This is a genomic window from Anabaena sp. UHCC 0204, from assembly GCF_009711975.1.
Classification (GTDB): domain Bacteria; phylum Cyanobacteriota; class Cyanobacteriia; order Cyanobacteriales; family Nostocaceae; genus Dolichospermum.
This window is the reverse complement of record NZ_VIKW01000025.1, coordinates 23,355-38,873: the sequence shown is the minus strand read 5'-3', so window position 1 is coordinate 38,873 and position 15,519 is coordinate 23,355. Positions and strand designations below refer to the sequence as shown.

The following is a 15,519-nucleotide window of genomic DNA, read 5'->3' as shown; positions in this document are numbered from 1 at the left end:
TATTAAGCGATAAAAACTTCATCATCTGGAAGCCGTAGCTGTTTACATTTCATAGCCATTGTTAAGATTCCTGATAAACCAGCAAAGAATCTATATTCTTTATCAGCATCATTACAAACAATATTTATTGGATAAGAAATAATACCTTGTCTATTTAATTGAAAAATAGCAGCAGCATTTGTGACGGGGCAAATAATTACTCCTGGTAAAAGATGCCTATTTAATTCTTGTATTAAGGGTGTTGGTCGAATTGCACCTCCAGCACTGCGAGTAATTTGGCAATTTTTGAAGGCTGTTAGTTTGTTTAATTCTGTATTTAAAAATTCTTGCCATTTATCATAATATCGCAGTCTAAAACTCAATTGATAGGTTTCACTAGCACGATGTGTTAATTCAATATAATCACCATTTTGCACAAATTCGTAATAGCGTAGTAAATGAAAAGGATCAAGGCGTGTTTCTTCAGATTCATCTAGCAAAAATCCGTGAGGATCACGAATGGGTAAACTTTCAAATAAACTAGAACGAAAACTAAATAAAGGTGCATAGCTGGTACTGAATATTTCCGCAAATTCTTTTAAGTCCTCCAAAACCTCTTCATCTTCTTTAAATAATTTTTCATATTCTTCTATTGTTGTCCGTCCGGCTTCTAAATCATCCCATTCTTGAGGAGATGTTACTTTGATAAATCTTTTTACAAAAGCCTGACCACCTTTGATGTATTTCCAATCTTTTTTAATTTCTTTGGGAGTTTTTTTAGCAATAGTTTCAGCACCTCTTAAAACGTTCATTCTGTAACGGTAGTCATTCCAATTTCTATTTCCACCTAAAACTGATCTTAAAGTTTCAAAAAGTTGAGAAATTAATTCAGCACCTGTTAAATTTTCTAGCAGTTCTTCTAGTTCCAGTAAAGGACGGGCAATTTCTAAAAATGCTTCTGAACGCCAGTAAGCAGCTAAAAAAGGTTTATCTAAACAGGTAAGATTATCTAACATCTCTTTTAGTGCTGCACGTCCACCAGAAGTATCAAGAGATGTTATATTGTGTTCCCAAGCGTCAGCAGGTAAGTAAGCAATGGCTTCTGAATCTATATTAGTTTCAGATTTACCCAAAACACGCCCCACTCTACCTATTCTCTGCCAAAATGCAGAGCGATCGCGTGCCGAAAAAATCAACCAATCTAAATTTTGTCTTGTTGGTTCAGGAGTTCTTTCAAAATTAAATCCTACATCTACAGTGCTGGTGGCTAAAATTATTTGACATTGCATAGCCCTATGTCTATCTTTTTTAGGTGCGGGTCCAGTAATGCGTCCAATATGTTCACTCAGTCCTTGCTGTTGTAGTAAATCTGATAGACGATTAATATTATCAAGTGAGTCAAGAATTACAGCACCATTTTCATTTGGTTTATCTTGAAAACGTTGAACAACTTCTGCTGCTAATTCTCTTAACCATTCTTCTTTGCTATCTGGTTTAGGTCTAAATTCTAAATTAACTGCTGTTTGTGACGGTAAAAGCTGACCATTATCTGCTTCTCCATCAATTCTAGCTATTCTTACACCAGCCTGTTTTAAATTGTCTAATGCTAATTCACAAGCTGGTTCTGGTGTTGCGGTGAGTAATACCACTTTCCGCCCATTTTGGAAAAATTTAAAAACGTGAGAATAAGCAAGATAAAATAACATTCCTACTAGCTGTTTAGCATCATAAAGATGAAATTCATCAAATATGACTGTAGAGAATTTAGTGTAAAAACCACTAGCGATATTACCTCTATCTAGCTTGTTGTATGCAAAGAAAGTTGCATAGTAAAAAATATCAGGGTTTGTTACTAGCAGAATAGGCGTATTAACATCAACATCATTAAAAACAGTCGCTGGATTTCGTAAAACATTATATAGTTTTTCTCCAGGACGACCCCCTACTTTATCACTTGGCCAACTTTTAATATCTTTAGCAGAAGCTGATTTAACTACATGAGGTAAATTAGCATCATTGATAAACTTTTGTGCTGCTTCTGTTTGCTGTTCAATTAAAGCATTAGTGGGAGCGATATAAACAGCACTTTTTGTAGGCTGATGTAATAAAACTGTTAATCCAGCTTTGGTTTTACCCGTTCCAGTTGGTGCTAAATCAAGGATAATATCAGCATCTTTTGATTTTTCAAACACATCAACTTGATGTTGTAGTAATTTTTCACTCATGAAAGATAATTCACTTGGAGATGCACAAGCTGAAATACTCCGATTTTCTAACCTGATAACTAATTTTTGATTACTCATTTCTGTTTTCTCTACCACAATAATGTAAACCTGCTGGTACAATCATTTCTCCAATTTGCCAAGCTGCACCTCGAAAGTGAAGATTTTTTAATATCGGTGCAGGAGGTATAGAGATTAAATCAAAAGCAAATGCTTGTATTTGTGTGGGTAAATCAGCAACATTTAGATAATTCTGACTTTGATATTCACCTTCTGGAAGCAATGTTATAGGAAATTCATTAAGAACATTCACTTTAACTTTACTCATGAATTTACCAACGCGAATATAATCTGGTAATGGCTGATTTCCAAATACTAATGTTTTAAATTTATTACCTCTTTCAATCATTCGTAATCTTCCAGTTTGTGGAAAATTACTTGGTCTAAATGAACTTGGTTTTTTTCCTTGACGTTGTAATGGTAAATCTTCTCTTGCAGTTGCCACACGATTATTAGTCATTGCATACCAGTAAGCATCAGAAAGAGCGTTAAAACGTTCAAATCTAAATGTGATTCTACCTACTGGTGAAGCTGGTAAAATATAGCAAGATTGAGCTATTGATTGAAAATCTTCTTTGTAGGTTGGTCGTCCTGTAGCCTGACCTTGAAGACGGTAGGGGGAATTTACCCAACCTAAAGCATAGGTTAAAGCGTAATTCCCAATTACCCCCTCAGTGTAATAGGTGTCAGACAACTCCCTAGAGGCAAAAAAGACTGGTTCAAGACAGTTTAATTCAATAAGTTTTGCCTGATGAAAAGGAATTGTTGACATAATTTAACTCTCTACTTCAACTAGAGTATTTTTACCTTTACCTTTGCCTTTGTTTTTGTTTTTTTCAGGTGCAACTTGACGGAAAGGTTCATAAGATTGACTTAAACGTTTCAGAAAAGTATCACGTTCAGCTTCTGACCAGTGGGTTTCTACATCAGTGATTAAATTTGTTAATTCTTCATCAGATAGTTGCACAGAAATCCCTCTTCTGTTTTGCCAATTGGTAATTACTTTTTTAGCTGATGTAATTACTCGATTAATATTTAAAGGATGTTCTAAAGGTTCATCACTTAAAGCATCATAGGTAGATTGTACAAGTTCTAAAGAACTAGGCAATTCTGTAATACTGCCAAAAATACCTAATATTTGATTTTCCATCCTTCCTACACGACTGGAAACAGCACCGTAACGACTGGTAAAAAGAATATTTCCGATAATGTACCGTAGTTCATCAGCAGTTACATCTTTCAGAGTTACTACATCTAAAAAATGAACTCCTGGTTTGATGTATTCGCCATCTGGGACAAGAGATTGTGATGCCTTTGTATCTTCTTCTCTTTTTAAACGCATCGTACCATTTTCATATATGGCATTTATTGTCCGAGTACCTAAAATATCGTTAGCAGGTAAAACACTAAAAGCATCTTCAGTCCAAATGCGACTTTTCTGTGCGCCACCACCACCAGCAGCAAAGCCATAAAGGAAACAATCTATACACATTTCACATGGTTTATTTGTATTCAATGAACAGATAACCTCTCCTTGATCTTTAACTGTTTTTGTGTACAGAAGATTATGTGATCGTAAAAATTCGCGTCCATATCTACGTTCTGGAGCTATTTGTTTACGTTTAGTCATCACTAACCGAGGAATAATAGTTTGATCAGTTAATCCAGCCTGTACAAACTCACTAGACATTGGTTCACCAGAACCTTCTGTACGGAAAATTGTTTCAGAATGAGTTGTTCTCAAAACTATTAAAGAAATAAACCGACCTTTAGGGAAATTTTCGTATCCAGCAGCAAGAACTTTGTTAAGTTTTTCAAGTGACATAATCATCTCCTAATAAATTAATTTTGTTTGTATTTATCAATCTTCAGAATCATCTTCAGATTTATTTTTTGGTAGCTGCTGATATGCTTCTTGCCAAAAAAATAAATATGCAGCTTCAAGATTTCTTTGATCAGATAGAAGTTTTTCAGGACGACCTTGGTAAATTTCTTGATAAAGCTTTTTCAAAACTTCGTAATACTCCTTAATTTGTTCATGTTTTGTTGCACCTACTCGATATTCACGGATACGGTCTAGGCGATTATGATATTTTTGAGCTAAAGCTGCAAACATAAACTCTAAATCCATGTAAGGTTTATGTGAACGAACTGCTGAAGTAAAAGCAGTAAATGGTTCTGTTAAAGATGTACGTTTGAAAGAACTTCCCTTGAGGTTTGCTTCTGCTGCAATTTGAGCAGCTTCTTTCAAATATTTGGTTAAAAGTGAGTTTTCATTGGGCATAAGGCTCTCCAGTAAAGTATTTAACGGGTTACAAATCCGACTCCAAATAACACTCAAATTTGGTTCATCTTGTTCTCGTAAAATCCAACGTAACAAAACATAGTAAAGTTCAATTGGTCTATCACAAGTACGAGCCAAATCATACAAACAATCATCCGCTTTCTGAATACTTGCAACAGATATTGCTAATTCTCCAATACAACGTAGTCTCTCAAGAATTTTTTCTGCATCTTGACGCTGTTGATATTGTCCATTTCCGAGTAATGGTTGCAGTGCAGATGGAATTCCTTCTACTCTTCCATAAACATCATCAAATAAATCTACCTCCATATTGCTACTTAAAGTCAAAGGAAATCCAATATCCAAGGATAAAGATATTTCTAATCCTAATCTCAGTGATTTTAATAAAGCTAAAGAAGCGTTAGCATCACCCCAAACTAGAGGAATAATCACATTTGTATGTACAAAATCTGGACGTTTAGGTAAGGCTGCACCAACTACTTTATTAGCTTTAAATTCAAGCTGATTATCTCGATATAATTTGACTTCATCAACAGTGATAGTACCTCCTTCAGCATTTGTCGCTGATAATTGTTGTAAAAGTTCGCGCCAGATTCTTAATAATTCGGGAGAAGAACCTTTAGGTAATGCAAAGTGTAAATAAAGAGGATCTTGTTTTTTTATTGCTGGAAAATTTGCCCCAACAGTTATTAATTGATAAGCTAAAGCTGCAATTCCATCTGCTTGTCTTTTAGGTTCTGCACTAATACCACCTGGTAAGCGATTAGAAAAAGCCTGGACTTTTGTGCCAGGAGGCATATTAGCTGAAATTAACTCATCTATATCACCAGATGTAGAACCTAAAGAACATCTTTGTCGAGGATTAGCTTCTACATAAGAACTTAAATCATTAACTCCTATTAACTGAGTAGCAAAAGGTAAATTAACCATTCTGTTAACTGCTGAAATCATTTCTTCAGATACTTCTATTTCTTCAGAAGTTTGTGTGCTTTGATTTCTTAATTGGAAAGAATTTTGCAGAGCTTCTTGGATACCTTCAATTCCCTTAATAGCGGCTTTGGCTGCAAATAAAGGTCGTCCATACTGACCATTAAATGGTTCAAGTGCAAGACGTTGATGTTCAGAAATTCCAGTATGATGAGCGATTTTATCCCAAACTTCTTTAGGATTTAAACCTGCTTCTCTATAACTCAAATAAGCGGCTTTTAATCCCTCAGATATAGCAAATTCTTCTGCATCACTTACAGGTAATAATCCAAGCCCAGCCGCTTTTTTTAGTGCATCTTCACCTGCATTATCTCCCCATTTTGTCACATCTTTAGCAATCTTATCTGATTTATAACTTGCTTTTTTTCTTTCTAAAAGAGCTTGAACATTTAGCAAAACTTCATCAATGTTTTGTTGGATGGCTTGACGAGTAACCTTAATACCATCTTTGGTAGCTCTGACGAGGCTTTCAATATTATTACCAAAAACTTGATCAATTTTACCTTGCCAAACAACAGTTATTTCTTTGGTTAAATCTACATTAGGTAAAGTTGCACCTGCAAAAAGTTCACCATCTGGAAAAATTGCTAAAGGATGTAATCCATACTTTTGTAAAACTTCTTCACAAGCACCGAGCAATAAAGCTGTAATATAACCTTTGTCTTCAGATAAACGCACTCTAAAAAGGTGACACTTCTTCCCAAAAGCAACGGTTAATTCTGTTTCTATTTTGCGAAATCTTTGGGCATCGGGAATACCTAAATCAAACAAATCAGCAGCAATTAACATTGCCGCCCAACGTTCAATATTTGGGTCTTCTGGTAAAAATCTAGCCCCATCACTGGCACTGTGGCCTGAATGGCGTTCAATCAACTTTCTGACTAATTCTAAATCATCATCTGTAACTACAAATCTAAGAACACAAGCCTTTTCTAGTTGTTCTGTTAAAAAGTCTCTATCTCTAGCTAAAATTTTGACTTTTCGTTCTTGAGGATCTAATTTATTGAGGTCATGGACAGCAGTTGCAGCTAATAATAAAGGTCGTTTATCTTCTGGTACTTGTGCTATATGGCTAACTGTCAAAATAAACTGACAAGCAGAGTCTAAATGTTCAGCAAGGGTTGTACCCTTTCTCACACCATATTGATGATGATGTGCATGATTCTCATAAAGCTGGGGACGAATTTCACTGAAATAAATTTCCTCCAAGGATTTAGGAGGACGATTTAAAAGCCGACCGCGTTTAATCATATTAAAGGATGGAAATTGTAATGTGATTTCAAAATCTATTTTCAGGTGGTCTAATTCTGACTCTATCTAATTCAGCAGTGACAATTGCACCAGACAATAATTCATTTCCGTAGAGCTGAATTACGCGTAAACAAACTATTGATTGTTCTTTGGTTGAGAGATTAACTAAGCGCAAGATACCACAATGAGGATTTCCCCGCAGAATTGCTAACTCTCCAAAATCTTTATCAAGAGTGACTAAAATTCTACCTTCACGATAAGCGGTTGCTAAAATTTCCTCATCACCTGGATCTTTTGGCCAATCTCCAGACCAAATCACATCATACTCAGCTATTTGTAAATCGGTAATCACCCTGGCATTAATGCAAGTATCTAGCAGTATTTTCATCTTGGAGACTCTATCAATAAAGGTTCAACTCGTTCATGACCAACTAATCTCCGTGCATAGATTAAACAGGCTTGCACATCTTCCCTTTCTAACCAGGGATAAGCTTCTAGCAAAGTTTCAATGGTATCTCCTGCTGCTAACATTCCTAAAATATGTTCCACAGCTAGACGACGACCACGGATTATTGGTTTACCGCTAAATATTTGGGGGTTAAATGTGATTCTGTCTAATAATGTTTGTTCGTTCATGGTTTACCTATTTGGTGAAAAAGTCTGTTATTTAGAACAATGTAAATTGTAGACAAAAAATTATCACAGGTCATGTACTTTGACCTCACTCGGTGCTATTTTTAGGAAATGGGAGTAGTAGCAACTACCCCCAATATGTAATAAATTCTATTTAAGCTGTCGCTGTTGACTTAATTACCAGTTTATATTCATGCTGTTGACCCTGAATACGGCGTTTATCAAACTCATAACCACGTTTCTTGAGGACGTGCATAGTTGCAGAAAATCGGTGGCTAATTTTTTCGACCAGTTCTTCTGTAGAATGCCAGCAAGAATCTGACATAACTTGAAGCATACGATCTGGGAGATTATCTTTCACAAAAAATTACCTCAATAAGTTTGCGCCGACATAGCCATATCAGTGCTAACCTATGAGATACCACTCAACATAGGTGAACTGAAGCAGCTTTGTTTCGGTTCTCTTTAATATAGCAACAAAATATTGTCTGTAGTAAAGAAGTGTAAAAATCTGGTAATGAAAAAATTTTTTCATGAGGCTTTTCGGATATATACTAAAGAAGCCTTGAGACTAGACCCTAATCCCTATCAGGGATTGAAACTGTAGTAAAGATGTGATCAAGGCATTAACACAACCTCATAAATCCCTATTAGGGGTCGGAAGCCAGAGTATATATCTGGCTTTTTTAGTATCTGCATACTGAGTAATATTGTTTTTGGCATTGGAAATACTTTATTAAGCTGGTATACAGATACAATAACTGTAAATTCCACTATATGTCAAGACTGTAATTACATTTATTTGATGTCAAGGAAAAAAGAGACAATTACACTGTCAATTCCCTCTGGTACAAAAGAACAACTAGAAGAAATCGCCCGCAAATTGCGTATCTTCTGGGGTAAGTCCCCCAGCGTGTCTGGATTACTGGTAGCGATCGCCCAACAGGAGTTTGAAGTCGGTGAACCTTTCACCCTCAATTCACCCCAAGTAGCCGCACTCCAGCAAGCCATAGGACTGCTGAAGGATTCCGGTTTTATTGAACAAGCGCAAACTACCTCTAGTTTGTTGCTAGAACGAGGCCAACTTGAGCTTCCCATGCGTCAATTGCTACTCCAGCAAGTGAGCCAACCGACGGAAGCATGGCGCATTCTTACAGACCAATTCCGCCAGAATCAACAACCATTTCACTTACTCTATGACAATCCTCAAGTGGGAGACCTGTCTTTTACAGTGCGTTATGCCGAAATTGCTTTTGAAGAGAAACGTTTTTTCTTAAATATTTGGTGTGATGAAACTGAAGATATTGGCAAGACTGACTTCCCAGAACTCATACACAACCGCTGTTTGCGTTTAGATAGAATTAAAGGTGTTGTCCCAATAAACGGACAATGGCGACATGAAGGGCTAGATTTCCTAGAAGTGTACTTACACTTTTACAAAGGTTTGATTAAAGCCTATGAAGCAAAACCTAACGACATCAGCAATGAAGTTATTGGAGAGGTGCGTCAAGTCGTCAGAAAAGTATCAAATACTTTCTGGCTAATTCGGGAAGTATTGCGTTATGGGGATGAGTGCGTGATAGTCTCACCGGAAAATGTGCGATCGCTCATTAAAGCCAAACTCATCACCCTTTGTCAACATTATAATTTAAATACTGAGGGTGATTAAACAACCTATTATGTAGGTTTAATTAAAGGTGGAGAAATACAATTATCTTGGTTTTCTCCACTCAACCTACATTATTTCTGATTCCGGGTAATTAATTTGAAAATAAAAACTCCTTAGTAACTTTAACTACTTTTATTATTTTTTCAAGAGTTCTAAATAGACGGCGAAACATATCATAATTTTGCTACATATTTGTTAAGAAAAGTTACACGGCTCTTAACAAAAGGAAATATTTTGTATGGTAGTTTCCCGTGAGAAGAAAGCACCACATCAGGTTGTGATCGTTGGTGGTGGCTTTGGTGGATTGTATGCAGCAAAGGCTCTTGCTAACGCCAACGTAGATGTTACTCTTATTGATAAACGCAACTTTCACCTATTTCAGCCGCTTTTATATCAAGTTGCCACAGGTACGCTATCACCTGCTGATATTTCCGCACCATTGCGATCTGTATTCAGCAAAAGTAAGAATACAAAAGTGTTGCTGGGAGAAGTAAATGTTATTGATCCAAAAACGCAACAAGTTATTCTAGGTGATGAAATAATCCCTTATGATACGTTAGTTATTGCCACAGGTGCGAACCATTCCTATTTTGGTAAAGATAACTGGAAAGAATTTGCTCCCGGCTTGAAAACTGTAGAAGATGCCATAGAAATGCGTCGTCGGATATTTTCAGCATTTGAAGCCGCAGAAAAAGAAACAGATCCTGAAAAACGCCGGGCTTTCTTGACTTTTGTGATTGTCGGGGGTGGTCCTACCGGTGTAGAATTAGCAGGTGCGATCGCTGAATTAGCATACCAAACCCTCAAAGAAGATTTCCGCAACATTGACACCTCAGAAGCGAGAATTTTACTCTTACAAGGGGGCGATCGCATCCTCCCACACATTGCACCAGTATTATCAAAAGCAGCAGCAGAATCTTTAGCAAAATTGGGTGTGGTTATTCATACTCAAACCAGGGTGACAAATATTGAAAATGAGATCGTTACTTTTAAACAAGGCGATGAATTGACAAGCATTGCCTCAAAAACTATATTGTGGGCAGCCGGTGTTCAAGGTTCTGCCTTGGGGAAAGTTCTAGCCGAAAGAACAGATGTAGAATGCGATTTCTCTGGCAGAGTAATTGTAGAACCCGATTTGACTATCAAGGGTTATAAAAACATTTTCGTAATTGGAGACTTAGCCAACTTCTCCCATCAAAATGGTAAACCCTTACCTGGTGTTGCACCCGTAGCCAAACAACAAGGAGAATATGTAGGTAAACTCATTCAACTCCGGCTTCAACGTCATACTTTGCCAGAATTTCACTACACTGATGTGGGTAGTTTGGCGATGATTGGGCAAAATTTAGCTGTTGTAGATTTGGGCTTCATCAAACTTACAGGCTTCCTCGCTTGGGTATTTTGGCTAGTAATTCATATCTACTTCTTAATTGAATTTGACACTAAATTAGTAGTAGTAATTCAGTGGGCATGGAATTACATTACTCGTAATCGTCGCTCTCGATTGATTACAGGTAAAGAAGCTTTTTTAGAACCACAAACTGTAAACAATAGCAATAATTCCCAAATTCCCGAAAAGAAGCAGCCAGTCAAGCTCTAGGATTTTTAGTCTAGTGTTTACAAATTTCCCTATAATTGTGAGGATCGGTGTACAATGGGGAATGCTGTCTTTCATTAGATTAGGGAATTCATGGCGAAGAAGAGTATGATTGAGCGCGAGAAGAAACGCGCCAAGTTGGTGGTCAAGTATGCTGAAAAGCGGGAAACACTGTTAGAAGAGTTCAGAACAGCAGAATCTCCCTTGGCTAAACTAGAAATCCACCGCAAAATTCAACAATTACCCCGTAACAGTGCGCCTACTCGTAAGCAAAACCGTTGCTGGTTAACTGGTCGTCCTAGAGGTGTATACCGTGATTTTGGGCTATCTCGGAACGTTCTCCGGGAATGGGCCCATGAGGGTCTTTTACCAGGTGTTGTTAAGTCTAGCTGGTAGTTAGTAGTCAGTGGTCAGTAGTCAGTGGTCAGTTGTCAGTGGTCAGTTGTTAGTAGCTATTTGCTGTGAACCAATGACCAATAACCAATAACCAATAACCAATGACCAATGACTAATGACCAATGACTAATAACTAATGTGTTATTGCCCACAACAACGATCAATTCCCAGACTATCTAAGAGTAGATCGCTAACGGCGTTGGCGATCGCAAACTCTCCAAAAAAGCTTTTAGAAAAATCAAATGACTGCATCTCTGTCACAATGGCAATGATCAGACAACCTAAATCATTTTCTCCTTCCATACGTTGCCTCATAAAAATCTGTGATGCCCGCTGGGCAATGTTTTGATTAATTGCTTCGGGAATAAACTCTTCATCAAGCCAATGGAGTAAGTTTTGTTGTAACCATTCTCCTTCTTCTTGGGGATTTTCGGAAGGTGGTAGGGTAATGGGTGGAATTGCTTGAGTCATGTTTGTATATCTTAAATAGATTTTGTTTACTAAGGTAATCTCAGAAAAAACGCAGATTTAGACTTATAGTAGCAAATCGTGTTTTTCTAGGGCTTTTTTGGATTGTTTGCTAAATTATGCAGTACGATGTCGCGGCTATTATTCGAGGTTATGCTCAAGGTTATTTTCTCATGGCTGATGAGAGTAATAACCTGGAATGGTACGGAAGTCAGGAACGAACTTTGATTCCCTTGGATGATAAATTTCGCTATCCCAAGTCATTACAGCGAGTTCTCAACCAAGAAAGATTCACTGTAGCAATTAATCGTGATTTTTTGGGTGTGGTGGCTGGGTGTGCTAACCGTGATATAACTTGGATTTCCCCAGAGTTGGAAAAGATTTATTGGTTACTTTACCAAACTGGTTACGCTTATAGTTTTGAAACTTGGCAAGGAGACAAACTAGCAGGGGGAATTTTAGGAATTGTTATTGGTGGTGCTTTTATTGGTGAATCTATGTTTTTTAATATTTCTGAAGGTTCTAAAGTCGCAATGGTGAAATTGGTAGAAAAATTGCGCCAAAAGCAATTTAAGCTATTTGATGCCCAAATGATGAATCCCCATTTATCCAGATTTGGCGCTTATAATATTAGTAACTCTGAATACCATTCTTTACTCAAACAGGCTTTGCAAAGTCCCTGTTCATTAATTGATAATTGATTAATTTGGGGAAAAATATTCTTTTTCAATAACAATAAAAATCTTTGATAATTGACAATTGGTTAATTTGGGTAAAAATATCTCTCTTTCAAGAACAACAAAAACCTTTCCTGGCTTTCAATCTTATACTCCTTCAAGAAGAGATAATTATCCATTATTAATTGTCAATTATCAATTGTCAATTGTTAAGCAGGTTCTTCTTCTCTCGTCGTTTCACTGATAACTTCCACTAACTCCGGCATACTTTCAAACTCATCTTGACCGGTTTGATCAAGTAATGATTTTAAATCTATGGTCTTGTTTTTTGTCCAGTGAATTTCCTCATGACCTCTTGCTTGCTGGAGGATTTCTTCTTTAGTTGCCGGAAAGTCTATCCCTGAAAGTGCTTGAGTTACTGCTGCTACACCATAAGCTTCACCTTTATCTGGACCGCGATTTTCACGTCCTGCCTGGGATTTAGTAGCCATAAAAGTCTCCTTACATAATCGTAAGTTATTGATTCACCTTATTACTTTAAAACTATTATTTATTAACGCCTTCTATCTTGAGAATTAATTTGGATGATTATAAAAATATTTACTATTACTATAGTATGATGTTCAGCAAATAAATTATATATGAGGTTTGCGGAAAAGGTCTTTTCGTTAGCCACTCTAACTCTATATATATTTCAAAAATCAAAGATTAATTATATAGACATCATCCCCTAATTATCTCCGTCTTACCTTTCATCTTCAGAGAGATTTTTGTTAACTAGAAGGAGTAAATTTAAGTCTCTCTTCTGAAAAAAAGAACAGGAAAAAACAGGAAAATCGGGATATATTTGAGTGAGCGATCGCTATTCGTCGCTATTGAGGAAAAACCCTTTGATTTACTTAGCAAACCGTTTGACAGCAAATAAACTACCCATTAATCCAACAGTTGCACCAAAACTCAAGAGAATCAGAGGTAATAGTAGAGTTTGAGAGGTAGTAAGTTGTAAACCGTTGCGGAGAAATTGGATAAAATCGGGTTGATTGATTAGTAAGCGGTTGAGAAATTGTTGAGTGAGAGAAATAAAACTCCAAGCGATCGCTCCACCTAATAAACCAAAAGAAATTCCTTGTAGAATAAATGGTAGATAAATCCAAGTAGCCGTTGCTCCCACCAATTGCATAATTTCTATTTCTTGACGACGTGCCATGACAATTAAGCGGATAGTAGTTGTGGTGACAGCGATCGCCGTTAATGTTAAAATAATTGTAATTGTTAAAGTAATCCAGTTTAAACCCTGATGTAACTGGGCAACCCTTTTCACCGCTTCATCAACGTATTGCACCACCTCCACCCCTGACAATTTCGCTAACTGTGTCGCTAAATTTGGGACAACTTGGGGACTGAGTGCTTTTACCTTCATTTCATCAACCAGAGGATTACCCCCTAACTGTTGAGTTGCACCATTAATATCAGTTAAACCGAATTCTTTCACCAACTTAGTCCAAGCTTGTTCTTTGGTAATCACTTCCACACCAGCAACTTCGGGCATTTTTGTAATGAGTGGTTGGAGATTAAAAGCTTGCACACCTGGTTCTAAATAAACTGATAATTCCAACTGACTACCAAATTGATTCAACAGTGTTTCTACCTGCCAAGAGACTTGCAGACTTAACCCAAAGAGAAACAGTAACACTGTCACCGTACTCACAGCAGCCCAATTCATCCATCCCCCCCGTTTTAAGCCCAGGAAAGTTTCTTTCAGTAGGTAATCTAGTTTCGTGAAATATTTAAACATGAAAAATAATTGATAATGGATAATTGACAATTGACAATTAATAAAAATTTTTATCCGACAACGAACAACTGACCACTGACAACGAACAACTGACCACTGACAACTAACGATAGAATCAAATTAGATTATTCACCATAAAGCCATCAAGAACCATGCCCTCTGATATTGCTGTAGAGAAGAAAAAGTTAAAAAATCCACCTTTGCAGATGCACTACTTAGGCGATCGCGTTTTGCGTCAACCTGCCAAGCGCATTACTAAAATAGATGACGAACTCCGCCAACTAGTACGGGAAATGCTGCAAACTATGTATAGCTCAGATGGCATTGGTTTGGCTGCACCCCAAGTCGGGATTAACAAACAACTGATTGTCATTGACTGCGAACCAGATAACCCAGATCATCCTCCATTGGTATTAATTAACCCCACCATTAAACAGGTGAGTAGTAAGCTCTGCGTGGCTCAGGAAGGGTGTTTAAGTATTCCCAACGTCTATCTAGATGTAAAACGTCCAGAAGTGGTAACAATCGCCTATAAAGACGAATATGGCCGTCCTCAGACATTAAAAGCTGATGATTTACTTGGTCGCTGTATTCTGCACGAAATGGATCACCTCAACGGTGTGGTATTTGTAGATCGTGTAGAAAATTCCTTGACTTTAGCCCAGGAGCTATCTAAAAATGGCTTCTCGTATCAAGCAGTGAAACCAGTAGCATAGGGTGGTCTAGCAGTGTATTTAACTCCAAAAAGCGGTTTATTTTTAGGTGGTGCTTGTATAACAGCGATCGCGGCTGTTGGTTCGGTTTTTGAACTTAGTTATGGAGAACCAAATTTTGGTGTCCAAACCACTGCCATTATCCTAGCTTTGAGCATTCCTCTCACCGGATTCTTTTTTCTTGCCGCAGTGAGGGATGCACGGGCTAACATGAAATAAGCATCAGGTATATGAAAAAGGTAAGAGGATGAATGAGGAATGCACACTTCACCCTTTTACCTTTTATTTTTTATTTTTTACTTGGTAATTGGTGATTGGTGATTGGTGATTGGTAATGGGTAATTAAGAGGAAGATTGTCAATTATGAATATTCAACTTAAACCAGAAACAGCAGAATTAATACAGGCTTATATTGCCACAGGTCATTATACTAATGCCGATGATGTAATAATTAAAGCACTTAAATTATTATCAGAGTGGGAAAAAGAGTATCAGGAATGGGAACGAGAAACACACGAAAAATTGGCTGTAGGGCTTGCTCAAATTGAACGCGGTGAGGTTGTTAATAGTGATGTCATTATGCCTAGATTAGAGGCAAAAATTAGGATAGCGCGTGAGAATGAAAAATAGATGTATTCCTATTGATGGATATATAATTTTTGATCGTTTATTGAAAAATAGTATTGTAATTGTTCGAGTAGTTAGTGGATATAGGGATTTAGAGTCTTTGTTTTTGAATTTAGATGAGCAATAAAGTTATCTTAATA

At 37.0% G+C, this 15,519-nt stretch carries 17 protein-coding genes; 7 read left to right on the top strand and 10 right to left on the bottom strand.

Annotated elements, in window-relative coordinates; translation table 11 throughout:
- Window positions 1–2: 2 nt before the first annotated feature.
- The 7 genes from cas3 to FJR04_RS18830 form a co-directional block, all read right to left on the bottom strand.
- The gene (gene cas3 / locus FJR04_RS18860) at window positions 3–2,282 is read right to left on the bottom strand and encodes a type I-D CRISPR-associated helicase Cas3' (protein ID WP_168497590.1); all 2,280 of its coding nucleotides are present in this window, start codon (window positions 2,280–2,282) and stop codon (window positions 3–5) included.
- Window positions 2,275–3,033 (bottom strand): type I-D CRISPR-associated protein Cas5/Csc1, encoded by a 759-nt coding sequence (gene cas5d / locus FJR04_RS18855; protein WP_168497588.1) that lies wholly within the window; start codon window positions 3,031–3,033, stop codon window positions 2,275–2,277. Before cas5d ends, cas3 begins: the two co-directional genes overlap by 8 nt.
- A gap of 3 nt (window positions 3,034–3,036) precedes the next feature.
- Complete coding sequence (cas7d, locus tag FJR04_RS18850; protein WP_168497586.1) at window positions 3,037–4,086, bottom strand: type I-D CRISPR-associated protein Cas7/Csc2; 1,050 nt, start codon at window positions 4,084–4,086, stop codon at window positions 3,037–3,039.
- A 36-nt stretch (window positions 4,087–4,122) separates the two neighbouring features.
- Window positions 4,123–6,804 carry a CRISPR-associated protein Csc3 gene (locus tag FJR04_RS18845; RefSeq protein WP_168497584.1) on the bottom strand — a complete coding sequence of 894 codons (2,682 nt, stop codon included), beginning with the start codon at window positions 6,802–6,804 and terminating at the stop codon, window positions 4,123–4,125.
- 28 nt (window positions 6,805–6,832) lie between these two features.
- Window positions 6,833–7,192 (bottom strand): DUF5615 family PIN-like protein, encoded by a 360-nt coding sequence (locus FJR04_RS18840; RefSeq protein WP_168497582.1) that lies wholly within the window; start codon window positions 7,190–7,192, stop codon window positions 6,833–6,835.
- Entirely contained in the window at window positions 7,189–7,440 is a 252-nt protein-coding gene (locus tag FJR04_RS18835) for a DUF433 domain-containing protein (RefSeq protein ID WP_168497580.1), read from the bottom strand. Before FJR04_RS18835 ends, FJR04_RS18840 begins: the two co-directional genes overlap by 4 nt.
- Window positions 7,441–7,591: 151 nt before the next feature.
- The gene (locus FJR04_RS18830) at window positions 7,592–7,798 is read right to left on the bottom strand and encodes a hypothetical protein (RefSeq protein WP_168497578.1); all 207 of its coding nucleotides are present in this window, start codon (window positions 7,796–7,798) and stop codon (window positions 7,592–7,594) included.
- Between the two features lie 444 nt (window positions 7,799–8,242).
- Here FJR04_RS18830 and FJR04_RS18825 point away from each other — a divergent pair, with 444 nt between their 5' ends.
- The 3 genes from FJR04_RS18825 to rpsN all read left to right on the top strand — a co-directional run bounded on the left by FJR04_RS18825 (window position 8,243) and on the right by rpsN (window position 11,099).
- Complete coding sequence (locus FJR04_RS18825; protein WP_168497576.1) at window positions 8,243–9,106, top strand: WYL domain-containing protein; 864 nt, start codon at window positions 8,243–8,245, stop codon at window positions 9,104–9,106.
- A 238-nt stretch (window positions 9,107–9,344) separates the two neighbouring features.
- Window positions 9,345–10,706 carry an NAD(P)/FAD-dependent oxidoreductase gene (locus FJR04_RS18820; protein WP_168497574.1) on the top strand — a complete coding sequence of 454 codons (1,362 nt, stop codon included), beginning with the start codon at window positions 9,345–9,347 and terminating at the stop codon, window positions 10,704–10,706.
- Between the two features lie 90 nt (window positions 10,707–10,796).
- Entirely contained in the window at window positions 10,797–11,099 is a 303-nt protein-coding gene (gene rpsN, locus FJR04_RS18815; protein ID WP_168497572.1) for a 30S ribosomal protein S14, read from the top strand.
- 141 nt (window positions 11,100–11,240) lie between these two features.
- Here rpsN and FJR04_RS18810 read toward each other — a convergent pair whose 3' ends face one another.
- The gene (locus tag FJR04_RS18810) at window positions 11,241–11,570 is read right to left on the bottom strand and encodes a hypothetical protein (protein ID WP_168497570.1); all 330 of its coding nucleotides are present in this window, start codon (window positions 11,568–11,570) and stop codon (window positions 11,241–11,243) included.
- Window positions 11,571–11,686: 116 nt separating this feature from the next.
- On the opposite strand from FJR04_RS18810, the gene aat reads away from it, so the two are divergent.
- Window positions 11,687–12,268 (top strand): leucyl/phenylalanyl-tRNA--protein transferase, encoded by a 582-nt coding sequence (gene aat, locus FJR04_RS18805; protein ID WP_168497568.1) that lies wholly within the window; start codon window positions 11,687–11,689, stop codon window positions 12,266–12,268.
- A gap of 185 nt (window positions 12,269–12,453) precedes the next feature.
- Here the strand turns inward: aat and FJR04_RS18800 are convergent, their stop codons facing one another.
- Together FJR04_RS18800 and FJR04_RS18795 are read right to left on the bottom strand one after the other, a co-directional pair.
- A complete protein-coding gene (locus tag FJR04_RS18800; protein WP_168497567.1) occupies window positions 12,454–12,735 on the bottom strand; it encodes a DUF2795 domain-containing protein in 282 nt (93 codons plus the stop codon).
- A gap of 404 nt (window positions 12,736–13,139) precedes the next feature.
- Window positions 13,140–14,039, bottom strand: a complete 900-nt coding sequence (locus FJR04_RS18795; RefSeq protein ID WP_168497566.1) for an ABC transporter permease — start codon at window positions 14,037–14,039, stop codon at window positions 13,140–13,142.
- Window positions 14,040–14,191: 152 nt separating this feature from the next.
- Between FJR04_RS18795 and def the strand changes: the two genes are divergently transcribed.
- From def to FJR04_RS18780, 3 genes are all read left to right on the top strand, one after another.
- Window positions 14,192–14,755: a peptide deformylase gene (gene def, locus FJR04_RS18790; RefSeq protein WP_168497565.1), complete on the top strand. Its 564-nt coding sequence runs from the start codon at window positions 14,192–14,194 to the stop codon at window positions 14,753–14,755.
- Window positions 14,756–14,767: 12 nt separating this feature from the next.
- Window positions 14,768–14,971, top strand: coding sequence for a hypothetical protein (locus FJR04_RS18785; protein ID WP_168497564.1), 204 nt, complete (start codon window positions 14,768–14,770; stop codon window positions 14,969–14,971).
- Between the two features lie 144 nt (window positions 14,972–15,115).
- Entirely contained in the window at window positions 15,116–15,382 is a 267-nt protein-coding gene (locus FJR04_RS18780) for a type II toxin-antitoxin system ParD family antitoxin (RefSeq protein ID WP_168497563.1), read from the top strand.
- Window positions 15,383–15,519: the final 137 nt, after the last annotated feature.